Annotated in this window: 20 protein-coding genes; 16 read left to right on the top strand and 4 right to left on the bottom strand. The window is 55.3% G+C overall.

Translation table 11 applies throughout. The annotated features are described in order from the left end of the window. Positions 1 to 35: 35 nt before the first annotated feature. On the bottom strand, positions 36 to 623 hold the full coding sequence (locus CA54_RS20265) for a hypothetical protein (RefSeq protein WP_146372807.1): 588 nt from the start codon (positions 621 to 623) through the stop codon (positions 36 to 38). 173 nt (positions 624 to 796) lie between these two features. Further along, entirely contained in the window at positions 797 to 2,107 is a 1,311-nt protein-coding gene (locus tag CA54_RS20260; RefSeq protein WP_146372806.1) for a beta-ketoacyl-[acyl-carrier-protein] synthase family protein, read from the bottom strand. Positions 2,108 to 2,789: 682 nt separating this feature from the next. On the opposite strand from CA54_RS20260, the gene rpmF reads away from it, so the two are divergent. The 13 genes from rpmF to CA54_RS20195 all read left to right on the top strand — a co-directional run bounded on the left by rpmF (position 2,790) and on the right by CA54_RS20195 (position 20,056). Next, positions 2,790 to 2,966 carry a 50S ribosomal protein L32 gene (gene rpmF / locus CA54_RS20255; protein ID WP_146372805.1) on the top strand — a complete coding sequence of 59 codons (177 nt, stop codon included), beginning with the start codon at positions 2,790 to 2,792 and terminating at the stop codon, positions 2,964 to 2,966. Between the two features lie 428 nt (positions 2,967 to 3,394). Further along, entirely contained in the window at positions 3,395 to 4,396 is a 1,002-nt protein-coding gene (gene plsX / locus CA54_RS20250) for a phosphate acyltransferase PlsX (RefSeq protein WP_146372804.1), read from the top strand. A 143-nt stretch (positions 4,397 to 4,539) separates the two neighbouring features. After that, entirely contained in the window at positions 4,540 to 5,445 is a 906-nt protein-coding gene (gene fabD / locus CA54_RS20245) for an ACP S-malonyltransferase (protein WP_146372803.1), read from the top strand. Between the two features lie 256 nt (positions 5,446 to 5,701). Beyond that, entirely contained in the window at positions 5,702 to 5,932 is a 231-nt protein-coding gene (acpP, locus tag CA54_RS29895) for an acyl carrier protein (RefSeq protein WP_145376572.1), read from the top strand. A 3-nt stretch (positions 5,933 to 5,935) separates the two neighbouring features. Beyond that, positions 5,936 to 7,174, top strand: coding sequence for a beta-ketoacyl-ACP synthase II (fabF, locus tag CA54_RS20235; RefSeq protein WP_146372801.1), 1,239 nt, complete (start codon positions 5,936 to 5,938; stop codon positions 7,172 to 7,174). A 394-nt stretch (positions 7,175 to 7,568) separates the two neighbouring features. Then, positions 7,569 to 8,564 carry an HD-GYP domain-containing protein gene (locus CA54_RS20230; protein ID WP_146372800.1) on the top strand — a complete coding sequence of 332 codons (996 nt, stop codon included), beginning with the start codon at positions 7,569 to 7,571 and terminating at the stop codon, positions 8,562 to 8,564. A gap of 65 nt (positions 8,565 to 8,629) precedes the next feature. Beyond that, positions 8,630 to 8,917 (top strand): PilZ domain-containing protein, encoded by a 288-nt coding sequence (locus CA54_RS20225; protein ID WP_146372799.1) that lies wholly within the window; start codon positions 8,630 to 8,632, stop codon positions 8,915 to 8,917. 157 nt (positions 8,918 to 9,074) lie between these two features. After that, complete coding sequence (locus tag CA54_RS20220) at positions 9,075 to 10,772, top strand: LamG domain-containing protein (RefSeq protein WP_146372798.1); 1,698 nt, start codon at positions 9,075 to 9,077, stop codon at positions 10,770 to 10,772. Positions 10,773 to 11,254: 482 nt separating this feature from the next. After that, positions 11,255 to 13,423, top strand: coding sequence for a peroxidase family protein (locus CA54_RS20215; protein ID WP_231963142.1), 2,169 nt, complete (start codon positions 11,255 to 11,257; stop codon positions 13,421 to 13,423). A gap of 271 nt (positions 13,424 to 13,694) precedes the next feature. After that, entirely contained in the window at positions 13,695 to 15,269 is a 1,575-nt protein-coding gene (locus tag CA54_RS20210; protein ID WP_197532660.1) for an OprO/OprP family phosphate-selective porin, read from the top strand. Between the two features lie 157 nt (positions 15,270 to 15,426). Then, complete coding sequence (locus CA54_RS20205; protein WP_146372796.1) at positions 15,427 to 16,995, top strand: porin; 1,569 nt, start codon at positions 15,427 to 15,429, stop codon at positions 16,993 to 16,995. A gap of 159 nt (positions 16,996 to 17,154) precedes the next feature. Beyond that, positions 17,155 to 18,582 carry a DUF1501 domain-containing protein gene (locus tag CA54_RS20200; RefSeq protein ID WP_146372795.1) on the top strand — a complete coding sequence of 476 codons (1,428 nt, stop codon included), beginning with the start codon at positions 17,155 to 17,157 and terminating at the stop codon, positions 18,580 to 18,582. Positions 18,583 to 18,643: 61 nt separating this feature from the next. Continuing rightward, positions 18,644 to 20,056, top strand: coding sequence for a DUF1501 domain-containing protein (locus tag CA54_RS20195; RefSeq protein WP_146372794.1), 1,413 nt, complete (start codon positions 18,644 to 18,646; stop codon positions 20,054 to 20,056). A 306-nt stretch (positions 20,057 to 20,362) separates the two neighbouring features. Here CA54_RS20195 and CA54_RS20190 read toward each other — a convergent pair whose 3' ends face one another. Continuing rightward, positions 20,363 to 20,593, bottom strand: a complete 231-nt coding sequence (locus CA54_RS20190) for a hypothetical protein (protein WP_146372793.1) — start codon at positions 20,591 to 20,593, stop codon at positions 20,363 to 20,365. A gap of 366 nt (positions 20,594 to 20,959) precedes the next feature. On the opposite strand from CA54_RS20190, the gene CA54_RS20185 reads away from it, so the two are divergent. Together CA54_RS20185 and CA54_RS29535 are read left to right on the top strand one after the other, a co-directional pair. After that, positions 20,960 to 21,955 carry an NAD(P)H-dependent glycerol-3-phosphate dehydrogenase gene (locus CA54_RS20185; protein ID WP_146372792.1) on the top strand — a complete coding sequence of 332 codons (996 nt, stop codon included), beginning with the start codon at positions 20,960 to 20,962 and terminating at the stop codon, positions 21,953 to 21,955. Between the two features lie 104 nt (positions 21,956 to 22,059). Then, positions 22,060 to 22,206 carry a hypothetical protein gene (locus CA54_RS29535; RefSeq protein WP_197532659.1) on the top strand — a complete coding sequence of 49 codons (147 nt, stop codon included), beginning with the start codon at positions 22,060 to 22,062 and terminating at the stop codon, positions 22,204 to 22,206. A 173-nt stretch (positions 22,207 to 22,379) separates the two neighbouring features. Here CA54_RS29535 and CA54_RS20180 read toward each other — a convergent pair whose 3' ends face one another. Beyond that, a complete protein-coding gene (locus tag CA54_RS20180) occupies positions 22,380 to 23,441 on the bottom strand; it encodes an Ldh family oxidoreductase (RefSeq protein WP_146372791.1) in 1,062 nt (353 codons plus the stop codon). Between the two features lie 316 nt (positions 23,442 to 23,757). Between CA54_RS20180 and CA54_RS20175 the strand changes: the two genes are divergently transcribed. Beyond that, positions 23,758 to 24,612 carry a segregation and condensation protein A gene (locus CA54_RS20175; protein WP_146372790.1) on the top strand — a complete coding sequence of 285 codons (855 nt, stop codon included), beginning with the start codon at positions 23,758 to 23,760 and terminating at the stop codon, positions 24,610 to 24,612. Positions 24,613 to 24,703 lie beyond the last annotated feature (91 nt).

The raw sequence follows: 24,703 nt of genomic DNA, 5'->3' as shown, positions 1-24,703 counted from the left end.
ATTCGGAAGTGGCGGGTTTCACTTTAAGTCTCAAGCTATTTTTGGGGCCGCGAAATCCAAGTTGTCTCCGCCAAGGGCGTAAACACCAGCCCGCGAATGTTATTTTCATCCAGAAGGTTTTTGACACGCGCGGTTGCGAACGTATAGGTATTGTTTCCTTCAGGGCAGAAAAAGTCAGAGCCGTCCCAAGTAGACTCATCGAAAAAGAGCCCAATGCGTCGGATGAATTTTCTCCCCTCCTTCTGTCCTGGCTCGATTTCTCCGCCCTGCACATCAATTGGACCGCAGCGACCTGTAATACTGAGTCCTGCGTATCCCGGGTAGACTTCGCCCGCCTTGTTGTGCAACTCGATGGGATAGGTTGACCAACCTGTGATGCCGTGTTGATTAAACAATTGCAGCACCTTAGGGCTTATATAGTACCATGCGGTATGGCGTCCCCACGCGATGTCTAGCGGTTCAGCTTTGCCCATCGCCCAGTGGGCCGGCAAGGTTGTTTTCGGACTCCACTCCCCGCGTAGTAGTGCTTCACCCGTGGTTTCATCGCCGATCAGATCCGCGTGAAAACTGCGATCAGAAGCATTTTGCGAAAAGCGGTAAACATTATCAAATCCGGGAAACATGTTAGGAGCTCCAGCTTGGCCGTGCGGCGATCGCCTATCGTGTGCGCTGGTTGCATAGAGCAACAACCGCAAACGCTACGGATTACGAATGCACAAGCTTCCGGCATCAAATCTGTGTTTGATCCGTGTTCAATCCGTGGCTAAGAAACCCGCCACTACGCAGTCGCCCTGCCCTAGTTCGCTTGGATCACCGCTGCGCTGGCTTGGCCTTGGCGGGTCACGTCGATGTTTAGGAACGTGCGGTTTTCCGTTTTCAGCGGTTCGCCGGAGATGACGTTGATCGGGCATTCGGGGTCGGGGGTGTCATAGTTCAGCGTGGGGGGGACGACACCGGATTGCAGGCCCATTAGTGAACCGGCGATTTCCAGCATGCCGCAACTGGCGCCGGAGTTGCCGAAGTAGCTCTTCAGCGAAGTGACCGGCACCGGTTTTTTGCAGCCACCAAAGACTTCGTTGATGGCGGCCGCCTCATCGCGGTCGGTTTCGATCACTCCCAGGCCGTGGGCATTGATGTGGCCGATGTCGTCGGGGGTTAGGCCGGCGTTCTTGAGCGCCTTTTGCATGGCGATCACCAACGACTTTTTCGTATCGCCGATCAAGTTGGGGCTCGTAACACAAGCTGTGCCGGTTCCCAAAATGTGACCAAGAATGTTCGCGCCGCGTGCGTTGGCATGCTCTTCGGATTCGAGAATTAGCGAACAGGCCCCTTCGGCGATGACCTGACCGCTGCGATTTTTTTCAAAGGGGCGACAGGCTTCGGTGGGGTTGTCCGCCTTGGCAACCGTATCCCACATCACCGCGTGAACAGTTTTCACGGGATGCAGTCGCGTTCCCGTGGCGGCGGCGATCATGACGTCGGCGGCGCCGCGTTCGATAATCCGTACCGCTTCTCCCAGCACGATATTGCCGGAAGCTTCGTCCATGGTTTGTGAGTTGCTGGGGCCGCGGAGGTCGTAGAAGATTCCGATGTGGCAGGCCGGCATGTTGGGCAAGTACTGCAATAGCCACAGCGGTTCCATTTTGCTGAGGCCGGTTGTGCCCCATTCATCGAAGTGGAAATTGTTCTCATCGAGATCCCAACAGCTGAGGCAGGCATCCTTCAGGACTGTTGGCGGGCTGAACATCAAGTTAGCGCCGAATTCCACGCCGAACCGCTCGGGGGCGACTTCGCCATTGCCTACCCCGGCATTTTCGATCGCTAGGTGCGATGAGGCGACGCCGAGTTGGATTTCACGGCACATGACTTTAAGGCTCTTACGCCCCTTTTTGGGGACGTAATCGCGCACCGATTTCTGGTTAAAGTCGGAGACTTCGCCGCCGATGTGCGACGGGAGGATTCCCTCTTCAAAGAGTTGGAACTCGCTAATGCCGCTTTTGCCGTTTAGGAGGCTGTCGGTGAACGCTTCCAGACCGATCCCGATAGGGCTGACGACGCCGGCGCCGGTGATGACGACGTTGGTTCGGGATTCGTGACCGTCACTCATGGGTGTGTTCTCGCTCGCAAGCGTAAATGCTTTTCTTACAGGGAGTTAAGCAGAATTGCACTGCCCGGGTGATGGTTGCGCAGCGGTCGTGAGCGAGTGAAATGCAATGAACAGCACTTCAATCCAGCATTTCGATTTCGATATCCCGACCCAGGTTCCCACCGATATTTTGTCCAAAGTATATCGGAATTAGGTGTTTGGAAGCAACCGGCGTCTGCGCGAATTGGCCGCACCGATTTTTGAATCGCGATACTGGTGCAACTCGGTAGCCCGACAGGAATTGAGATGGGCGTGGTGGGTTTTCATTAGGACCGTCATTCAGGGCCGGAAACCCACTCGAGCCCTCGCACTCATCATGTTGGCCGAATAGGCTTGATCTGCTGAGCAACCTTCCTATGTTATACAGTGATCTAGGTTGCTTGACATGCGGCCCTCATGGGGCCTAAGATACTGGCCTGATATGGATTAGGGCTTGGTCGCAGGCAAAATATTCGTTTGCAAGGCCACGTTTTCGGGTGAGTTTTGCAAAATGCACGCTCGCTGAAAGCTAATTCTACTGAATATCGATCGATGTTGCATTGGGACCGTTGCGGTCTTGGTGTCGTTCCCCAAGGTGAGCCGGCGAAGCGTTTGGATTTCGTTTGCAACCTGCTTAACCACAATGTATTACGGCAGTTGATTCATGGCAGTTCCCAAGAGAAAACAGTCACATTCGCGTTCGGCAAAACGCCGCAGTCACAATGCGATTAAACCGACGCAGGTCAACTACTGCGCTCAATGCGGCACGGCAACGAAGAGCCACGCCGTCTGTCCGAATTGCGGGCATTATCACGGTCGGACTTTGGTCGACAGTGAATAACGTCGATCGTCAGTAGTTTTGGTGGAGTCCATCCTGATAACAGAACGGCACGCAATTTGGGCGTGTGCGAAAGGTGCTTGGGTGGCTTGATTGCTAGCAGTTTCGCGTTTGAGGGGCCTTTTGATGCGTGCCCGGAGTTCGTGGATTTGTGAACGCAGGCGACGAGGTGATGGTCGCTCGATCCGGCAAGATGAATCGTTGTCGCGATACAACAATGGGCTGACAGTTGAAACGCTGCGGCGGCCCGGTGCCGGTTAGATTTCGACGTGCTATTGCCCAGTGGTGCTTGTTTGGTCCGTCAAAGAAACGAACAACCCCAACGGCGCCTCACACGGTTTGGAAACCAATTAGTCGATCAGTTCTTAGAACGTCCAGGCGTCATGATTTGGCGCGTGGGCTTGGCAGTGTCAGCCCGATAAGGCAGCAGCATGCGTACGGCATTGGACGCGATGGGCGGCGATCACGCCCCACAGCCGAATATTGATGGTGCAATCGCAGCACTTCAAGGTGACCCGAATCTCGAGGTTGTCTTAGTAGGTGATGAAGGATTGCTGGAAGATCTCGTCGGAAAGTCGGGGTATTCCGGAGAGCGCTTGGAAATCCGGCACTCGGACGGTGTCGTGGAGATGTGCGAAAAGCCGACCGATGCGCTCCGCAGCAAACCCAATTGTTCGATTGCCGTTTGTTGGCAAATGATGGCCAGTCGCGATGTCGATGCCGTGGTCAGTGCCGGCCATACCGGCGCGGTCGTGGCGGCAGGCCTGCGGACACGCTTGTTTCTTAAAGGGGTGAAACGCCCCGGTATCGCTGTGGCAGTGCCCACGATTGTCGGCCAATCGGTGCTGATGGATGTAGGGGCCAATCCAGCGGCGCGGCCTGAACACCTTTATCAATACGGGATCATGGGCGAAATCTACGCCCGCGAAGTCCTGGAAGTCGAGGACGTTCGCGTCGGCTTAATGAACATTGGCAGTGAGGACGGAAAAGGGACCGAGCTTGTGCAGGAAGCGCATGCATTGTTGTCCACCCGTCCATTAAAAGATCGATATATCGGCAATGTCGAGGGCCGCGGCGTTTACCAAGGCGAAGCGGACGTGATTATCTGCGAAGGCTTTGTAGGCAACGTCGTGCTGAAAGTCAGCGAAGGCGTGGCCCAAATGATGTTGGGGACCGTGGCGAAAACCGTGGTCGAGAATCTTTCGTCCGAACGCGAACATGCTGGGAATCTGTTACGGAAAATGAGCCAGCGATTCGTGCACAATGAGTCGGGTGGTGCTCCGTTGTTGGGGATCGACGGAATTTGTATTATCGGTCATGGCTCAAGCAATGCACATTCGATCACCAATGCATTGCGAGTCGCAACGACGTTCCGCGACCGCCGCATCAATTCACAAATTGTCGAAGCGATTGCCGCACATAAAGTCTCTTAATCGCGCGTGGGTGGCCTTGAGCAAGGAGGCCCACAGGGTGGTCTTCCGTTGCTATCGGCTTGCCAGAGGGATAACGCACTCAGCCCGGTGCTCGTGCAGTCTGGGCCTTTTCATTTCAGTCAGATCACAACAGGGATGAATCTGTGAGCAAAACTGCATTTTTATTTCCCGGCCAAGGCGCTCAGCACGTCGGTATGGGGAAAACGATTTCGGAAAAATATCCCGCCGCACGCGCACTCTACGAGCAGGCGGGCGAAATTCTGGGATTTGATTTGGCGCAACTTTGTTTCGAAGGTCCGCAAGAGAAGTTGAACGCCACGGACATCAGCCAACCTGCGATTTTCGTCACCAGTTTGGCCGCTATGGAAATGCTCCGTGCGGAGTCGCCTGAAGTCGTTGATGATTGTGCGGTGACCGCCGGATTGAGTTTGGGAGAATACACCGCGTTGGTTTTTGCCGGCGCCATGTCCTTTGAGGATGGGCTGAAAGTGGTCCAACGTCGCGGCCAAGCCATGCAGGCTGCCGCCGAAGCGACCCCCTCGGGAATGGTGAGCTTGTTGTTGCTGCAGCGCGAGCAAGTCGAGGAATTAGTTCAAGAGGCTTCGTCGGCCGGATCGATCCAGATCGCCAATTATTTGTGTCCGGGAAATATCGTTGTGTCGGGCGAGCAAGCGGCCTGTGAGCGGATTGCTGAACTTGCCGAAGCCGCCGGGGGCAAACCGGCAGCGTTGGCAGTGGCGGGCGCATTCCATACCGATTTAATGAAGCCCGCCGATACGTTGCTAGCGGAGGCTTTAGCGGGAGTGACCATCTCCACGCCGCGCATTCCCGTGGTCTCCAACGTCGACGCGGCAGCGCATGAAAGCGGCGAAATAGTTGATTTATTGGTTCGACAAGTGATCAGCCCGGTCTTGTGGGAAGATTCGATTCGTGGTCTACTGCAAGACGGTGTTGACCAGTTTTACGAAGTTGGGCCGGGGAAAGTCCTGCGTGGTTTGTTGAAACGGATCGCGCGGAAGGTTCCCTGCGAGACAGTCAATGATTCCTGAGGCTGGAAACGGCGGCGCGGCTCGTGATTTCAGAAAAGAAATTGGCCGTGTGATACGGCAAGTCCTGACCGACCAGACGGTTCGGTCATGGCGAAGATTTGTTTACGGTTTACAAGAAAGTACGAGCGCGGTATATCTTCGCACGTATGTATTTGCGACGCACATTTTGCGTCCAGCGTGCGCCAGGCGATTCGAGAATCCGCAGCCGGATTCGAACATCGAAATCAATCCGGTTTTTTTCTTAGAGGAGTTTTGCGTGTCAGTCGAAGAAAAGGTGTTTGAAATTGTCAGCGAGCACTTGGGGACTCCCCGTGAGGAAGTTGCCCGTGAGAGCGCGTTTATCGAGGACTTGAAAGCGGACTCGTTGGACATCGTAGAATTGGTCATGGAATTCGAAGAAGAATTCGATGTAACAATTCCGGATGAAGACTACGAGAAGATCCGCACTGTGGGCGATGCGATCGACTACATTGAGGAGCACAAGTAGCCGATGCGCAGGCGTGTTGTCGTTACGGGAATGTCAGTCGTTACGGCTCTGGGAAATGATATCCCAGAGTTTTGGGACAATATCTGCGCCGGAAAAAGCGGCGTAGGCCCCTTACGGCGATTTGACGTTTCCAATTTCAAAGTGCGTTTCGGCGGAGAGATTGCCGAATTCGATCCGTCTGAGACCATCTCCAGTCGAGATGTCAAACGGATTGACCGCTTTGCGCAGTTTGCGCTCGTCGGAGCTCACAAGGCGCTCGAGACATCGGGGATCGACCTGAATGATGGCGATCCGTATCGTCATGGAGTGTTGATCGGAAGCGGTATCGGTGGGTTGCAAGAGATTGAACAGCAGCATGTGAAGCTGTTTTATCGCGGTCCTGATCGCGTGTCTCCGTTCATGATCCCCAAGTTGATTGTCAACGCGGCGAGCGGAAATATCTCCGTCCGTTTTGGCTTGCGTGGTCCCAATAGTGCGATCGCGACGGCTTGTGCTTCAGCGACGAACGCCATTGGCGATGCCTTTAAGCTGATTCAAGACGACCGAGCCGATATCATGGTGACCGGTGGAAGTGAATCAGCCATCACGCCGATGGGTCTTTCTGGTTTCGCGCGGATGAATGCCCTGTCTCGGCGGAATGAGAATCCTCAGACGGCCAGTCGTCCATTCGACAAGGACCGCGACGGCTTCGTGCTTTCCGAAGGAGCCGGCATTGTCGTGCTTGAGGAATATGAACGAGCCCGGAAACGGGGAGCGACAATTTACGGCGAAGTCTTGGGCTACGGCATGAGTGCCGATGCGTCGCACATGACGGCCCCCGACCCTGAGGGCGCAGGTGCCTCTCGAGCGATGAGCGGCGCGCTGCGGGACGCCCATCTGGAACTTGATCAGATCGACTACATCAACGCTCACGGCACAAGTACCCCTTTGGGTGACGTGGCCGAAACGACAGCGATCAAGTCGGTGTTCAACTCGCACTCCAAAAAACTCTGCGTCTCAAGCACGAAGAGCCAATTGGGGCATCTGCTGGGTGCTTCGGGAGGGGTTGAGTTTGTGGTCGGAGCGTTGGCGCTTCATCATCAGACAGTGCCGCCGACAATCAATCTCGACAATCCCGATCCAGAGTGCGATCTGGACTATGTGCCCAATGAGGCACGGCCAACAAAGGTGAGGGCTGTTTTATCTAACAGTTTTGGCTTTGGTGGGCATAACGCGTGCTTGGTTATCGGCAAAATGGACTGATTTTCCAAAGTCGCCTATAGTGAATTTCCCTGAGTCGCCGGCTGTCGCCGTCGGCTTTTTTCATGCGCTAAGCCACAGAATTGCGTTCATTCCCTCACGTCAGTGCACGGTCGTCCGCCGGTAGTAATGCCTGTGCGGATTGTGCTGACGGGGCTTGAATCGTCTGGAAATGCTTTTCCGCGAATGTGAGCTATGTTTTGATTGGAACATCGCTCAGTTTCCACCTTCATTTTCAGGGTTATCTACGGTCTTTTTAAAACGACCACCATCATTTGCGTGCGAGTCTAAACCAACGTTGATGATTGGATTTTGCCCTACTGCGAAGTGAGACTTCAGTCTGGATGCGGTCGATGCATCCGAGTCATCACTTGTTCTTAGGATTGAGAGAAGAGTCGTGACGAGCGCTGTTTGCCTCACTTCTGTAAAACCGCCGAAGCCCGAGCGGCGATACGTCTCGATTCCGATTGCTACTTTGGATCCGTCCAGTTGCTATCAACTCGATCTCTATGAAGAGCATGGCACAGAGGGCCAGTACCGGCTGTTTCGCGGCCGCGATTTTCCGCTGACCGAGGAGGATTTGAAGAAGCTTCGTGTACGGGGCGTTAAGCGGTTGTACATCCGTACCGGGGAACAACAGGTCTACCAGAGTTATTTGCGGGAAAACCTATCAACTTTTATCGAAAACGAGAGCCTTCCAGCCACGCAACGTTTTCAAATTCTCAATCAGGTCACACAGGATTGTCTGCAGGAGACTTTTGAGCGTGGAGATGTGTCGGAAACCGTTGAGGCGTCGCGCGATATGGGGCGGCATACGGTCAATCTGATGAATCGGGCCGACTTGGTGGCTCACGATGTGTTCTCCATGATCAAACACGATTTCCATACCTTCACGCATTCGGCCAATGTGTGCAGTTACAGCGTCATGTTGGCCAAGGGCATAGGGATCGTCGCTGAGGAGCAGCTGGAAGAAATCGCGACGGGGGCTTTGTTGCACGATGTGGGCAAGATCGGCATACCTTATGAACTCTTGACCAAACCAGACAGACTCAGCGACGAAGAGCGCGAACTGATTCAAAGTCACCCTACGGTCGGATTTGCCCGGCTTTGTCGCCGGGAGAAATTGTCGTGGGGCCAATTGATGATGGTGTATCAGCACCACGAACGAATGGATGGAAAAGGTTATCCGGTTGGGGTGAAAGGTGATGAGATTCACCCTTGGGGGCAGTTATGCGCCATCGTTGATATTTTCGATGCGCTCACCAGCGACCGGCCGTATCATCGAGGGCAACATATCACGGAAGTCCTGGCGTATCTCGAAAGAGAGTCGGGCCGTGGTCTAGATTCGGGGATGGTCAAATGTTGGACGTCAATCATGTCCCAGAATTGCTAAATGCAATTCCCAGACAGTTAGAACTTCCGCCGCCATTACGCGCCTTCTTAAATAAACGAGGGCCCATGATGCCGGTCGCAAACGATCTGCGCCGATTCCCCCGGTTTTTCTATCCCGCCTCTGCGCTATTGAGTAGTGAGCAGACGCTCCCCGCCCTGCCCCGCGACATTGGCCGCTCTGTGGTGCTAACGAAGGACCTGTCCCGCACCGGCATTGCTCTGTTGCACACCGACCAGTTCTACCCGGGCGAGGTGTTGAAATTGTGGCTGCCTTGCGGTGAGAAGCAATTGCTGGTCGTCCGCTGCAAGCAAACAGCCGAAGCCTGCTTCGAAGCGGCCGGTTTTTTCGTCTAAGCTGTCAGTGCTGTCGTCAATCACGCTGTACTTTTGACGTTTCGCGACCAAGTCGTAATCATGGGACTGCATTGTTTGCCAATGCAGCGGCCTTTTTGAGCGATTCCAGTTTCGCTCATCCATTGCCTTCCCCCCCCTTGGTTTCGAGGAACGTCTGATGAATCGTTTTTTAACGAACGCGTTGGTGCTCTTGTTTGTGTGCGGCGCCGGAGTCGACGCTCGAGGCGATGACAAACTGATTGGCGATTGGCCATTGGCCGGCGACACGCGCGACCATTCGTCCAGCAAACTCAAATCGAAGGCCCGCGATATTGATTTGAAAGTCGCGGGGCCCCGCGGTCAGGCGAATACCGCGGGCGGATTTGATGGCCGTACCAGTGTCATTGAAGTCGAGGACAACCCGGCCCTGCATTTGGGGACGGGTGAGTTTTCCATTTCCCTGTGGGCGAATACCCAAGAGAAGTTGGACGACGTGCTGGGCGACCTTGTTGCTAAATACGACGCGAAGAGTCGCACGGGATTCAACTTGGGAATCCTCAACTTATCGGGTGTGACATCCACGCAGTCCAATCATCGGCATCTCTATTTTGGAATTGATGCGGACAAAATCGATCCGGAGTGGACCGACTGTGGACGTCCCGGAGACAATTTGTACGTCTGCGCGTTGTGTGTGTACAAAGGGGAGTTATACGCCGGGACCTTTGAGCACGGAGCGGATCAGGCGGGGCATGTTTATCGTTACGAAGGAGGGCAGCAGTGGGCCGATTGCGGAAGTCCCGACAGTAGCAATGCGGTGCAGACGCTTGCGGTCTTTGATGGGCATCTGTATGCGGGAACCGGTCGTTATCTCGCCGCTGGGTCGGCGCTTCCCGAATCGCCGAACGAAACGCCAGGGGGCAAAGTGTATCGCTACGAAGCTCCGGGGCAGTGGATTGATTGCGGCAAATTGCAGAATCCAAAGACCGGCGAATCGTTTACAACCGGCGGCTTGGTCGTCTATCAGGGCGCGTTGTATGCCGGACCCTCCAAGCATCCCGGCCGGGGGTTGTATCGTTACGAAGGGGGCGAGAGTTGGAAATTTCTGGGAGAACCGGGACACCGCGTGACCTTTCCGGTGGTTCACAACGGATCGATGTATTTCGCATCGCTGGATGGCGGAGGCATTGAACGCTACGACGGGCAGGGAAAGTTCACTGACGTGGGGAAACCCGAGGGAATCACCCAGTCGTACGGATTTGCGATTTACCGGGGCGACTTGTACTCCTCGACATGGCCCAACGGTGAAGTCTTTCGTTATGGCGGCGGGCAGGATTGGATCAATGTCGGTCGACTGGGCGATGAAAAAGAAGTCATGGGGATGGCGGTCTACAACGGTGGGTTCTTTGCAGGCACGCTGCCTTTGGCTGAAGTCTATCGCTACGACGGCGGCAGCAATTGGTCGCGGACTGGGCAACTCGATACCACGCCGGATGTGAAATATCGCCGCGCGTGGTCGATGGCTGTGCATGAGGGCCGGTTGTATTGCGGGACCTTGCCTTCGGGACATGTCTATTCGTTGGAAGCGGGCAAGAGCGCGACATATGGACACGCGCTGCCTGCGGGTTGGGTGCATCTGGCAGCGGTACGGGGACGCGATTGTTTACGGCTTTACGTCAATGGAAAACTCGTGGCCCGCTCGTCGCAGTTTGCAGTCTCAGACTATGACATCTCCACCACCGAGCCGCTGACGATTGGCTTTGGCCCACAGGATCATTTCGACGGCAAGCTTGCCGAGGTCCGCCTGTATGGCCGCGCGTTGACGGATGCCGACATCGCGCAGTTGGCGCAGGTGAAAAAGGGTGCTGCAGGTCAATAAACGATAAAAGGCGGATGGGAAAAATGCGTCGGGGTTAGTGAATACCCTCGTCGTGTTTACGTTGTATTTAACAGAGGCATGTTCAACGACACGAGACCACAAACGATTGCGGCGTGCTTGGCATGTATCCGGAAATGACTTTTCATGAACACGTTTTTTTATCTATCGCGTCCCTCAGTGAGCCAATTAGAATGAAAGAAGAACATCGAATTGAACTGTCATGTCTCCGGATGTTTGCTGAGCATATAAGTACGGAAAATTGTTGTTGAAATGGCGGTTGCCGTCGTGTCGAAACGTAAACACTACACTGCTTGGCAGTTCATTGCCGGGCATATCTAGCACGTCCCTTTTTCTTTCCGGTTGGTGTCATAGCCACTCGAAAGGAGCAACGCGACAAGCCTGTCGTACCCATTTTTGAACGACGCCTCATAGTCTTGTCTCACTCCCCATCTCTAGACCTTTCCCCACAAATGGAGTCATCCATGCGTTCCAAGATCCACACCAAGACCCGTTCAGCCCACGCTGGTAAAGTCAACAAAATGCGACGCCCCTTGTCATTGGAGTCGCTCGAAGAGCGCGTCGTGATGTCCGCCAGCATCGCGGAGATCGATGGGACCGGCAATAACCTCGACAATCCCGAATGGGGCAGTACCTACGAACAGTTGTTGCGGATCAGTACTGTTGAATATGCAGACGGGATTTCGGAACCCGCGGGGGCGGATCGGCCCAGTGCGCGGGAGGTTAGTAATGCGATCGTGGACCAGGACGCGGATATCATCAATGACCGGCAACTGTCCGACTTTGTCTGGCTGTGGGGGCAGTTTATTGACCACGATATCGATCTGACGGAGAACGGTGAACCCCACGAGTCGTTGCCGATCGAAGTTCCCACGGGAGATGAATTCTTTGATCCCTTTTCAACAGGGACACAGGTCATCGATTTCAATCGCTCCTTGTACGACGCCGCAACGGGAGATTCGGTGAGTAATGTGAGACAACAGCTCAATGAGATTACCGCTTTCATTGATGGGTCTGTGATTTATGGTTCCGATGACGTGCGTGCAGCGGCTCTGCGAACGTTTTCCGGTGGCCGGTTGAAGACCAGTGAAGGCGACCTGTTGCCGTTTAATGAATCCGGTTTGGCCAATGCCGGCGGGACGAGTGCCGATTTGTTCCTTGCCGGTGATGTGCGGGCCAATGAAAACGCGGCGCTCTCTTCGATGCATACGTTGTTCGTTAGAGAACATAATCGCATCGCTGACGAAATCGCCGCTAACAATCCGAACCTGTCCGATGAGGAAATCTATCAGCAGGCCCGGGCCTATGTGGTTGCCGAATTGCAGGCGATTACGTTTAACGAATACCTTCCCGCGCTGTTGGGCGAAGATGCGATTGCTGAGTATCAAGGGTACGACTCGACCGTGAACCCGGGCATTAGCAACTTGTTTTCGACGGCGGCTTATCGGTATGGGCACAGTATGTTGTCGCCCGAGTTGTTGCGGGTCGACAATAGTGGCGCAGTGATTGACGCCGGGAATCTTTCCCTACGTGACGCGTTTTTTGCCCCGGGCGAATTGATGGAGAATGGCATTGATTCTCTGTTGGCCGGATTGGCGCGGCAGGAGGCGCAGGAGATCGATACCCAGGTCATTGACGACGTACGCAATTTTTTGTTCGGCCCTCCTGGCTCCGGCGGCTTTGACTTGGTGTCGTTGAATATTCAGCGCGGACGCGATCACGGTTTGGCGGATTACAACCAGGTTCGTGTTGATTTGGGATTGGAGGCGGTGACCAGCTTTTCACAGATTACCTCCGACCCGGAATTGCAGGCCAAGTTGGAAGAGGTCTATGGCGATGTCGACAATATCGACGTCTGGGTTGGCGGCTTAGCGGAGGACCATGTGGCCGGCGCGAGCGTAGGGCTGTTGATCCACACGGTGATCGCCGACCAATTCGAGCGGATTCGCGACGGAGACCGTTTCTGGTATCAGAATGTCTTCGAAGGCAGCGAATTGGAAGAATTGGAGTCGACGAGCCTATCCGACATCATTTTGCGGAACACCGGGATCGAAAATATCCGCGAGGACGTTTTCCGGTTGACGACAAATTACGCGCCGGTGGCGGCATTGGAAGTCGATTTTGTGGGGTCGCGACGTAATGGCGAAATTCAGTTGGACGCCAGTGGTAGTTTTGACCTCGAACAATCGACCGAATCGTTGACCTATCTGTGGGACCTCGACAACGACGGCCAGTATGACGACGCGATCGGCATGCAAACGGCAGTCTCGATGCGGGACTTGGATTCGCGAGGTCGCTTGGTGGTCGGATTGAAAGTCATTGATGATCAAGGAAATGTCGGCTTGCAAGAAATGGTTGTCAAAAACGGCCGGCATCACCCCGGACATTTTGCCGGTGGCATGCATCACCACAACCACGGCCACCATCAGCATGGTCACCATCACGGAAAATCAGGTCACGGCCATCATGGGCATCAGGAAAGAGAGATGCCTGGCCGTTCGCACAAGGCGGGAAAATCCTTTGCCTTCATGCACGGAGCAGGACATGGTCGACACGATGACGCGTTTGCTGAATTGGCTGATGGGCTATGGGGAAACGATCTTCACAAAAAGCACAACAGGCGTAGCCGCTAAAATGGACGACGATAGACCTTGGCGTTGATCCGAAAACCCCGTAGCCAAGCATGGCGAAGCCGCTGAGTCGTTGATCTTAAAACGGCTCAGCGGTAGAGCTTTTTGGCCTAGTCAATCCACCTAACCACCACGTCCTCGGTGCTGGATTTTGGCATAGTGGCCGATGCCGCCTGCCGGTATAATTCCGCCGTGCGAAGATTCTGTTCAGAATTCCGCGCATGCCTCTCTCTCAAAACCCTCCCTTTTTCTTTCTGCCAGTGACGCGACTATTATGTCTTGCGCCACGAATCCTGAACTGTTGCGCATACGGCGGTGTTTACTGTCCGTGGTGATCGTCGCATGCGCCGGCGCCACTGGATTCGGACAATCAGCCGGGGTGGATGAGAGCAACGAAGCGGACGGGTTTGAACAGCGGATTCAAAAGTTAGAGGCGGAACTCGCTACGCTGCGGCGCGACCACGCGGGAATCGCCCCGGAATCAGAAGCTGCGGAGTCAGAAACCGTGGAATTCGCGGAGGCATTGATTCCTGCAGAGGAGTCGACGGGCGTTGTAACGATCTCGAATTGGACATCCTCCAGATTTTCGAGGTTTCAAGACGAGGCTGACGGCGCAGCCCTGCCCCAACCGAGTTTGGGAGAGGATCCTGATTTGCCGAATCTTCCTCCGGGATTTCGAGATCGTCTTGGGCAACCGCGGAGTCTGTTTGATTCCTCCGAGTATCCCACCGTGAATTGGAGCGGTTTTTTGCAGTTGGATACGGGGATTGTCGATCAGGATGAACTCAACGTTGAGTCAGTAGGGCGGGTTTCTGCCGAGAGTGGCCTGCGGCGTGTCCGTTTGCGGGTTGACGGAAATGTCCGTGAAACCAGCACTTATGTGATTGACCTGGATTTTGCCGCCTCGGGTCATCCGAGTTTTCGCAACGTCATGCTTGCCTTCCACGACGCCCCCATCGCGCAGAACATTCAGATGGGCTACTTCAAGCAGTCGATTGGCATGCAAGCTATGACTCGGGCGACAGATCTGCGGTTCCTGGAACGCACTTTGCCTTTTGCGTTTGACCCGTTTCGCCAAACTGGCATCGGTGCCTTTGGCAATTACGCGGAACGGCGGGGCAGTTGGGCATTTTCCACATTTGGCTATCCGACCGATTCGTTTGGCGTGACCACCGGAGAGGCGCTAGGGACGTCGTTATCGACTCGAGTCACGGGACTACCGTATTATGAAGATGAGGGTGCGCGACTCCTGCATCTGGGCATGGGATATAGCTTTGGCACTCCAGCCGACAATACGGTGCGATACGCCATTCAACCCGGATTTTTCGTCGTCGATCCCGGCAATCCCGATGCGAGCACTATGGTGCCGACATTCGTTGATACCGGAAAGATCCCGGCACGAGCCTTTCACATATTCAACGCCGAGCTAGCCGGCAATTTCGGTTCCCTGTCGCTGCAGTCCGAGGCGACATTCGCAGTTGTCGATCAAATCGGCGGCCCGACGTTGGCATTTTCGGGCGCGTACGCCTCGGTGGGATACGTCCTCACGGGGGAGTCGTTTGGTTACAATCGGCGTCATGGGATTTTGCGGAGCATCGTTCCGGAGCAGAACTTCGATATCAATGGCGGTCTCGGAGCTTTGGAACTGACAGCTGGTTGGTCCTACATCGATTTGGATGACAAGAATATACAGGGGGGAGATATGTGGAACTTCATCTTGGGGGTCAACTGGTACGTCAGCGAAAGCGGGCGGTTTACACTCAATATCATTCCAACACATTTGTTCGACCCCGAATATGGCCCGAGCAATGCCGAAGTTATCGGAGGGCGGGCGCAGGTTGAGTTTTAAAACGGTAAGTTGAACTAGAGTTGATTCAGTCAGATATCTATAGTCCGGCCGCCGCAAACCTCACCTATTGCGGTACTTTACCCCTCCTCTCAAAACCCGACGGGTTGGCGTTCCCTAGCTGTTCCGTCGGCTCCGTTCGCCCTATCCAGTACTCTAAATGAAGCACATTTTCTTAGCGTTGATTTCGGTAATCACTAGCGCAATTCTGCTGGTAGCGATCCCCGCTTCCGTACTCGCGGACGAACCGGTTGATGTCGACGCATTGCTGCGCCGTTTGGAAGAGGCCGAACGGCGTCTGAAGATTTTGGAAACGGGTACGCAGCGAGAGTTTGCTGACGCGGCCAGAGTTGGGCGAACCAATGCCGTGGATCCCACCTTTGCCGTCGACGTAGATAACGCGCGTACTTCAGCTATTGATCCGACGATTGAGGTGGAGCCGGCGGCGTTCTCGGTGGAGTACAATGCCTATTCCGCTGCTACGAGCCAAGGTGAATATGCTCGCCAGTCGACGTTGCCGAGAGCCAGCGCTTTCGAGATCAATTACGACAGTGGGTTCGTGATTCGCCCTGACGACAAGGACGCGCAGCCCTATCAGTTGCAAGTGAACGGCCGCATGCAAATTCGGCATGTTGGATTTGATCGCGATGCCAACTTTTACTCTAACCGCGGTGACACGTTTCGCGGCGGACCGCTCCCCATTAATAATCGCAACGATTTCGAAATTGAACGGGCGCGGTTAGTGTTTAGTGGGTTTGTCCACGATCCGAAGCTCGAATTCTTTTTAAATATTGACGGCGACTCCGACGACAATCATGACGCGATTTTTCATGATTTTTGGTTCAATTATGAGTTCAGCAAGACCTTTGATTTGTATTTCGGTAAGGCGTTCGTGCCTGGCAGCCGCGCTTGGGTGGATGGTTCGTCGCGGACACACTTTGCGGACCGTTCCATGGCGACGACGTTTTTTCGCCCGGATCGGAGTGTCGGAGTGTGGGCGATTGGCGAGGTTGCGGAAGACCTTTTCTATCGCATTATGCTGGCCAACGGGTTTAACGCATCAGATTTTCGGTTCTCGGAATTGGACACGAATTTGGCTTATTCGGGGACCATGTGGTGGGATGTGGAGGGGGATTATGGCAAGGGCTATGCCGATTTGGAGTGGCACGAAGACTTGGCGGTCCTCGTTGGCCACAGCTTTACCTATGCCAGCCAACAGGGGGTTGATTCCTTGGGACTCCCCAAATCGGAACAAAACTTCTTACGGATCAGCGATGGAACGCGATTGATAGCTCCCGATGCGTTGGCTCCGGGAGTGACCGTAGTCGGGGGGGACATTTATCTCTATGCAGTGGACGCCGCATTCAAGTATCGGGGTTGGAGCGTCAACTCCGAATTGTACTTCCGTTGGTTAAACCAATTCAAAACACTAGGCGGCCCCATCCCCTATTCGCAATTGTATGCCGCCGGCTTTTATACCGATGCCGGATACATGATCTTGGAAAGGTCCTTGGAAGTCATCGGACGCACGTCACTTGTCGATGGCATGTTTGGGACGCGTTGGGAATACGCGGCCGGCGTGAATTGGTATGTCAATGGGACGCACCAGAATAAGGTGACTTTCGACATCACCAAACTCGACGGCAGCCCCGTCTCCAACTCCGGCCCTAATTATGAAGTGGGGCAGGAAGGACTTCTGACACGACTGCAATGGCAAATCGCGTTTTGAAACTGCGATGGCCACCTGTGTCGTGACCTTGCCAGGCAACTGCAGTTGCATCTCGCTATCAAATCAACCAGAATGCATGTGTTGATTTCATCCTGGATCGGGTGCCGTCGACTGCGCTGCGGAATTGCCATGATTTGAGCAATGTGATCGGGGGGATCTATGACGGGCCCACGGACCGAAACGTTGAAGTTGCCGCCGGGAATCTCTCGCCGAGATGTGTTGCAGGCCGGCGCTCTTGGGCTGGGAACAGCATCGTTACTCCCCACATCTGCTATCGCCGCTCCCCAGGTTGCCACGCGGCGAAAGTCTGTGATCTTTGTGTTTCTGACTGGCGGGATTTCGCAGCAGGACAGCTTTGATATGAAGCCGTCTGCGCCGGTGGATGTTCGGGGCGAATTTCAACCGGTCGCCACGCGGACACCGGGACTGCAAATCTGTGAGCATCTGCCGTTGTTGGCGCAACGAACGGACAAATACGCGATTCTGCGGACACTCGCCACCGGCAGCAATGGCCACGAACTGGCTTGTCACATGATGCTCACCGGACGCTTGGATTTACCGCCGGCTTTCAACGTCAACGATGCTCCCAGTCCCAACGAATGGCCGTCGATTCCCTCGCTGGTGACGTATGCAACGCGGGGCCGAAATAATTTGCCGCCGGCGGTTGTGCTGCCGCAACCGAGCGTTAACGAGATCGGCCGCTTTCGACCCGGGCAGTATGCTGGACGGTTGGGACCGCGCTGGGAAGCATGGCACGTCGACATTGCCGCGAAGTGTCCGTTGGGAAATGGCGCTTGCCCGGACTGTTTTCGCTTTGACGGCTCACCGTTTCAGCATGGCTCACCAACGATCTTTGACACGCCGCACCTCAAATTGCCCAACGGCGGCAATGGGCGGTTATCAGAGCGTTTGAGCTTGTTGGCAGGGATCGAGCATCAACGGGAGCACATGCAGCAAGTGGCCCGTGTTGAGCAGCATGCGAGATTTCGTGAACAGGCGGTTTCGGTCTTGGCCGATCCGACGACGAAAGAGGCCTTCGATGTGGAGAACGCCGATCCGAAACTTGTGGAGCGTTATGGAAAAAACAAATTCGGTCTGTCCTGTTTGATGGCGTTTCGACTCTCCCAAGCGGGGGTGAATTATGTGCAAGTTAATCTGGGAAAAAATTCTTCCTGGGATACACACTACGGCAATTTTGCGAATCTTAAAAACAATCTGCTCCCCCCGATGGATCGGGCTGTTTCGGCGCTGATGGACGATCTGTTTGAAAGCGGCCTGTCGGAAGAGACGCTGCTGATTGTCGGAGGCGAATTTGGGCGGACGCCGAAGATCAACAAAGATGCGGGGCGCGACCATTGGGATCCGGTCAATTCGGTGTTGTTCGCCGGTGCAGGTGTCCCAGGGGGAAAGGTTATCGGCAAGACCGACGCGCTGGCGGCCTACCCGCTTTCCGGTCGGCAAACGACGGAAAACTTTGCCGCAACAATATACGACACGTTGGGCATCCCCTCCTCTGCCAGTTGGACCGACCTCGACGGCCGGCCGCATCAGATTTATCATGCCCAGCCGCTTGAGGGATTGCTTTAACGGGCCATCGTTTGCCGCTCTCCCCCTTGCAAAATCTGAGGGGCTGAAGGACGATTGACATATGCTGACAATTCAGGGCAACAAAACGAAGCACTGCGACGGCGTTTCTCGTCGTGGGTTCCTCACGATCGGTGCGTTGGGCGCCGCCGGGCTGACGCTGCCGGACTTGCTGCGTGCCGAGGCAGCGGCGGGAATTGGTTCGTCCAATAAAGCGGTGATCAACATCCATCTCGACGGGGGGCCGCCGCAGATGGATATGATTGATCTCAAACCGGATGCCCCGGTTGAGATTCGCGGCGAATTTTCACCGATCTCCACGGCGGTTGCGGGAATCCAAATTAGCGAACTGCTGCCCAAACTGGCTGCGAACGCTAATGAATTTGCATTCATCCGTTCCTTGGTCGGCTCGGCCGGGAGGCATGATGCATTTCAATGCCAATCGGGATTTAATGCCAAAGACCTGTCTTCGATCGGCGGACGCCCGGCGATGGGAGCTGTGCTTTCGAAACTGTATGCCACCGCTGGACAAGCTGCGCCGACGTTCGTCGATTTGATGCAGGGGCGCCCGCTGGTTCGCAATAGCGCCCGCCCCGGATTTCTGGGACCGGCCTATCAACCCTTTCGGCCCGACATTTCCCACCTGTTCACGCGGAAACTCGAACCGGGAATGAAAGGTGAGTTGGCCCGCTTAGGAACGGGGCATGCGACGAGTTTGGTGCTCAACCAAAAATTGTCCGCGCGGCGGCTGACCGACCGTACGCAGTTGTTGTCAGGCTTGGATCGCATCCGTCGTGACGTCGATTCCAGCGGCATGATGGATGCGATGGACCGTTTCACACAACAGGCCGTTAATATCCTCACGTCGGGGGCATTGGCCGATGCGTTGGATTTGGAGAAGGTCGACCCGGCTACGCTGCGGCGGTATCAGTTTTCCGCCAAGACAGAGGGAGAGCGTTCAAAATATAGCGACGGACCGGAGGCCACCTACAAATTGCTGTTGGCGCTGCGATTGATTGAGGCGGGGGTTCGCTGCGTGAGCGTCTCGTTTAGTGACTTCGACACACATCGCAACAATTTTAGCCGGTTGCGGAATGTTCTGCCGATGATCGACCACGGGCTGGATGCGCTGGTGACAGACTTGCGCGAACGGGGGATGTTCGACGACGTTTCCATTGTCGCCTGGGGCGAGTTTGGACGCACACCGCGGATTGATACGAAAACGGCTGGACGCCACCATTGGCCGCGCGTAGGCATGGGATTACTGGCCGGTGGCGGGATGCGGACCGGACAGACGGTTGGTATCACGGACCGCCAAGCGGCAACTGCGATTTCCCGCCCGGTGCAATTCAAAGATGTCTTTGCCACGCTCTACCGGAACTTGGGTATCAACGCGGCCGGTGTAACGGTCGATGATCCCACCGGCCGCCCGCAATATCTGCTGGACAGCGGCACGCCGTTGAGCGAATTGGTTTAATCGTCGGTATTCGTTACCGAACCCGTCGGGGCACGTCTAGCCGTTTGCGCGATTTCACAGGAACCGGCTGAGGCCGTCGTTTCCAGAGCACGGTTATGATTCCCGCGGTCCCGACGAGAACCACCCATGCTGAAATTGCAGCCATGACTGCACTGCTATCGAAAGCGAATCCTACTACGGTGATCCCACACAACAATAGGGCCGTGACGAAAAGTGCGGCGCAACGCATGGTCACCTCATAGGGGCATGTGTCATTCGAATCGAAAAGGCAATCGCCATCAGGAACAGATGTTACACGTCCGTGGGCTACCTGTGGTATCCCAGTTCCGCCATCACATCGTACAGTTCCTCGAATGTGATAAACCGCCGTCGGTGACGCAATTTGTATTGGTCGACCGCTTCGGCGAGTTCGATGACTTCCGGACGTAATGTCTGGTGGGAACTGGAGAATTGGCGTCGTTCATTGCCGGGTTGTGACCCGTCGGAATTGCTCCGGCGATCGACGAAAGTTGGGTTCTGTTCGCTGGTCTGTTGCATTAAGATGCTCCCGCGAGGACGATGCTTGTAGTCAACCGTAGTCTTCAAAATGGCGTCGGGCAAACGGAATTTTCGGATATCTCGCTCCGACAATGAAAACATCGTAAAATCGGCGTGATAATCGTCGACTGCGCCGCGTCATTTGTCGTCAGTGGGTTCGGCTACAATGGGAATTGGTATTGGCCCGCGAACATTCGGTCGCGTTGCAGCTCAACAAGATGGTGATCAGGACAAGGTCGGAGCTCATCATTTGGACTTTTGAGGCTGTTTCCGAGAGGCGCCTGACCGGCCGCCAATTACCGAGTAACGGCGTTCCTGAAACGAACCCGAAAAACAATGTGGCTCCATCTTTAGAATCGGACAACCATGGGTAATAAAGTAACTGTTCTAGGCGGCGGAGCGATGGGAACCGCGTGTGCGATCCTATTGTCCGAAAATCCGGAACAAGAGGTCGCCCTCTGGACCCGTAATCCCGAGCATGCGGCGATTATGGCACAATCGCGCCAAAACGAACGACTACTTCCCGGCGTCAAAATCCCCGCATCAGTCGCCATCACCGCCGACGTGGCCGCTGCCATTGAGGGTGCGGATATTCTGGTTGCCGCAGTTCCTACGGCTTTCTTGCGGGAGGCCCTCACGGATTGGGCACCGCTGCTGACAGCCGATCGTCCGATGGTCAGCGTGATCAAGGGGATCGAGAACGAAACCTTTCTTCGGCCTAGTGAAATCATTAGCGAGATCTTGGGGCATCGCGGCGTCGTGGCTCTGGGGGGGCCCAGTCATGCTGAAGAAATCTCGCGACGGCTACCAGCCAGCGTTGTAGCGGCTAGTGGCGATTTGTCTTTGGCCAAACGTGTACAGGACATATTCACCACCGATCGGTTTCGAGTTTATACGAATTTGGACATCATCGGTGTGGAGATGGCTGCGGCGCTCAAAAACATTGTGGCCATCGCCGCCGGTATCTGTGATGGCCTCGGTTTTGGGGACAATGCCAAGGCGGGATTGATCACGCGGGGATTGGTCGAAATGACCCGTTTTGGCACCGCCATGGGAGCTGAAGCCTCCACGTTTTCCGGCCTCGCCGGAATCGGCGATTTGGTCACAACCTGCGTCAGTCCTTACGGACGGAATCGCGAAGTCGGCGAGCGACTCGGCAAAGGGGAAACGTTAGAGCAGATCCAAGCCGACATGAAATCTGTCGCGGAAGGCGTCTGGACCACACGCAGTGTGTATGAACTGTCGGATCAACGCGATGTGGATATGCCAATTGCCAACGAGGTTTATCAAGTCCTGTTTGAAGGCAAATCGCCCACGGATGCCACCGAATCGCTGATGCTTCGTCCCCCGAAGCGAGAGTAGGCGAAACAGCCGGTTGTGCTGGCAGAAATTGCTAGGCCCATCCTCTGCATCTTATTATCCCGTCGCGTTACTGCGCCTTATTTAATCCGTACCTGGAATTCGTTGTGGTTGAAAAACTCCTCTTCACACTCGCCTGTCTCGTCCTGCCCGTACTCTGGGGCATTGTCGTGAACTGGCTGTTCGTGAAATGGCAGAATCGAAACCCACCGCAGCAACAAGCCGACCCCAACCTACCCGACTACCAAATCTAATGCGGCATGGCCGCTTGGTTCGTGCTTCCGCACGGTGGGCATGGGCCGCTCCCGGTGGTCGCTGGGGGGGTGAGAGAGTTTGTGCGACGCTGGTGACAGGCATTTGTTGGGCGAAAACCCTTTCCCCGGTCCGCTCGCAGAGTGAGAGGGGGGGGCTAATGTGCGCGAGACACTCAAATTCCGTCTAGCGTGGCTCCGACTCTTGTGGCTTGGTCTAGGGTTTGTTGCCAGGTCAAATCGGGGATGGCGATACCATCGCGGCGGCGCTCGGCTTGGCGGCGGAGTTCGATTTCACCCGGCATCAGGATTTCGTCAACACCGGGGATTTTACGGCTGCTTTTGATGTAATCGACGTATTGGTCCATGACTGTGGCGTATTGTTCGGCAGACATCAGCTTCTCGACATCGATCAGGTACATCCAAACGCCGTTGGTGCCGGGGGGGACATCGGTCCGGGCGATCCCCGCTCCTGAAAGAATGCCACAGACAATGTCCAACATTACGCTCATTCCATAACCCTTGAATCCTAAGGGCCCTCCGAGCGGAAGAATGGCGCCCGGTGCGATTCCCTTGTCGGGGTCGCCATACAAATCGGCGGGGTTGTTTGTCGGATTCCCGGCATTGTCGATGACCCAACCATCGGGAATCGACTCCCCTTTTTGCAGGGCGACGCGCACCTTGCCCTCGGCCGTGGCGGAGGTGGTCATGTCCAGCACGATCGCTTCATCGTTCCAGGGCGCTGCCATCGAGATGGGATTGGTGCCCAGTTTGCGATCCAACCCACCCCAAGGGACGACGCCGCCCGGACCGGGAGCATTGACGGCCATCACGGTGAAGAAGCCTTGGAGCGCCGCCTGATAAGTGTAGGAGCCGAGGCGGCCGATGTGATTGCATTCGCGGCACAGGACGGTGCAGGACCCCGCCACGCGAGCACGCGTCGTGGCGATTTGTAGCGCCTTGGTGGCGACCACCTGCCCAAAATTTCCTCCGCCATCGAGTACGGCCAGCGTGGGGGTATCGACATCGAGTTTGACCGGTGCACCGGGGCGAATATGCTTCTGCTCGATGTAGTCGACATATTGTTTGAGCCGCATGATGCCGTGGCTGTCGTGGCCGACGAGGTTGGCCCCCGCCAATTCCACGGCGACGGTTTGAGCTTCTTCGGCCGAAGCCCCGGCGCCTTCTAAGATACGCCGAGTGATTTCTTCCAACTGCTGAGTATTGAATGTGGGCATAATTGATTTTTGAGATGCGTTTTGTGTCGGGAAAATTGTTTGTTTTGAGAATAGCAATCGCCCTCAACAATCACCAGCGCGGCGGCGGATTTCCGCCGGTATGAGGCTCGCCTGGGCAACGACGCAATCAATACACGCAGGATGCAATCAGGGTCGGCACTCCACTTCTCAGGCTCGTCCCCTCATGCCTCAAGCCGACTTTCGCAATTTCACGACCCGATTCAACCTGTGCGGGTTATAACGACGATACTCGTTATGAGACTGGTGCGCGCATGATGCGCAACGGCGATGACTGCTGGCGGATCTCAAAACTGATATGGATTACCGCGTCGAACTCACAACCTATACCGGCCCCATTGACTTGTTGCTGTACTTGGTACGGCGTCATGAGGTGGACGTTACGGATTTACCGATCGCAAAAATCACCGCGCAATTTGGTGAGTTTCTTGAAGTTCTGGAGCTGATCGATTTTGACTTGGTCGGCGAATTTGTGGTGCTGGCCAGTACGCTCGTCGAAATCAAAAGCCGTATGGTGCTACCGCGGCCTGAGGAAGAAGAGGCCCCCGAAGTTGACGTCACCGAAGACCCCCGCAGTGAATTGGTGCGGCAACTGCTGGAGTATAAGAAATTCAAGGATGCCGCTAAGCTTCTCGAAGACCAAGCAGCGCTGTGGCAGCAACGTTATCCACGGCTCAGCGATGAGCGTCCCGCAGGCGGAAAAGGGGCGCGGCAGGATCATATTAAGGATGTGGAACTGTGGGACTTGGTGAGCGCGTTCTCGCGAATCGTGCGTCAGATCGATCCGGAAGAACAGAAAAGCATCGTCTACGACGACACGCCGATTTCGGTCTATATTGATCGCGTGGGCAAACGGGTCAAGCAGGACCAGCGTGTTGCCTTCAGCGCATTTTTCGAGGGGAGCAATTCCAAGAGCAAGATCGTGGGGATCTTCTTGGCCATTTTAGAATTGCTGCGCAACTATTATTTCCGTGCGGTGCAAGAGGACGAAAGCGGCGAAATCTGGGTCATGCCTCCCGACCCCAACCGTCCGCCGCCAGCTGAATCCGAAACAAATGCCCCGATGGAGACCGCTGAAATTGCTGACTCAGCGTCTGCTGAGCTTCCGGCCGTGACTGAGTCGGGCGAGGCGCCGCTTCCCCCGCCTGAGTGAGAACGGTTTTCAACCACTGGGCGCGCAGGACAGTCGTTGGCGAGAAACCGTGTCAATCCGTGGATTCCCCACGAAATTCGCCCCTGTTTCA

Source organism: Symmachiella macrocystis (genome assembly GCF_007860075.1).
Taxonomy (GTDB): Bacteria; Planctomycetota; Planctomycetia; order Planctomycetales; family Planctomycetaceae; genus Symmachiella; species Symmachiella macrocystis.
Note: the sequence above shows the minus strand (reverse complement) of the source record. Positions and strands in the feature narration are given on the sequence as shown.

Coding starts and splice junctions, on each gene's coding strand:
- CA54_RS20220 (WP_146372798.1), top strand. CDS start 9,075: ATGAATCGTTTTTTAACGAACGCGTTGGTGCTCTTGTTTGTGTGCGGC.
- CA54_RS20185 (WP_146372792.1), top strand. CDS start 20,960: ATGGGTAATAAAGTAACTGTTCTAGGCGGCGGAGCGATGGGAACCGCG.
- CA54_RS20260 (WP_146372806.1), bottom strand. CDS start 2,107: ATGAGTGACGGTCACGAATCCCGAACCAACGTCGTCATCACCGGCGCC.
- CA54_RS20195 (WP_146372794.1), top strand. CDS start 18,644: ATGCTGACAATTCAGGGCAACAAAACGAAGCACTGCGACGGCGTTTCT.
- CA54_RS20215 (WP_231963142.1), top strand. CDS start 11,255: ATGCGTTCCAAGATCCACACCAAGACCCGTTCAGCCCACGCTGGTAAA.
- CA54_RS20175 (WP_146372790.1), top strand. CDS start 23,758: ATGGATTACCGCGTCGAACTCACAACCTATACCGGCCCCATTGACTTG.
- CA54_RS20205 (WP_146372796.1), top strand. CDS start 15,427: ATGAAGCACATTTTCTTAGCGTTGATTTCGGTAATCACTAGCGCAATT.
- CA54_RS20225 (WP_146372799.1), top strand. CDS start 8,630: ATGATGCCGGTCGCAAACGATCTGCGCCGATTCCCCCGGTTTTTCTAT.
- fabF (WP_146372801.1), top strand. CDS start 5,936: ATGCGCAGGCGTGTTGTCGTTACGGGAATGTCAGTCGTTACGGCTCTG.
- CA54_RS20210 (WP_197532660.1), top strand. CDS start 13,695: ATGTCTTGCGCCACGAATCCTGAACTGTTGCGCATACGGCGGTGTTTA.
- CA54_RS20190 (WP_146372793.1), bottom strand. CDS start 20,593: ATGCAACAGACCAGCGAACAGAACCCAACTTTCGTCGATCGCCGGAGC.
- plsX (WP_146372804.1), top strand. CDS start 3,395: ATGCGTACGGCATTGGACGCGATGGGCGGCGATCACGCCCCACAGCCG.
- CA54_RS20180 (WP_146372791.1), bottom strand. CDS start 23,441: ATGCCCACATTCAATACTCAGCAGTTGGAAGAAATCACTCGGCGTATC.
- rpmF (WP_146372805.1), top strand. CDS start 2,790: ATGGCAGTTCCCAAGAGAAAACAGTCACATTCGCGTTCGGCAAAACGC.
- CA54_RS20200 (WP_146372795.1), top strand. CDS start 17,155: ATGACGGGCCCACGGACCGAAACGTTGAAGTTGCCGCCGGGAATCTCT.
- CA54_RS20265 (WP_146372807.1), bottom strand. CDS start 623: ATGTTTCCCGGATTTGATAATGTTTACCGCTTTTCGCAAAATGCTTCT.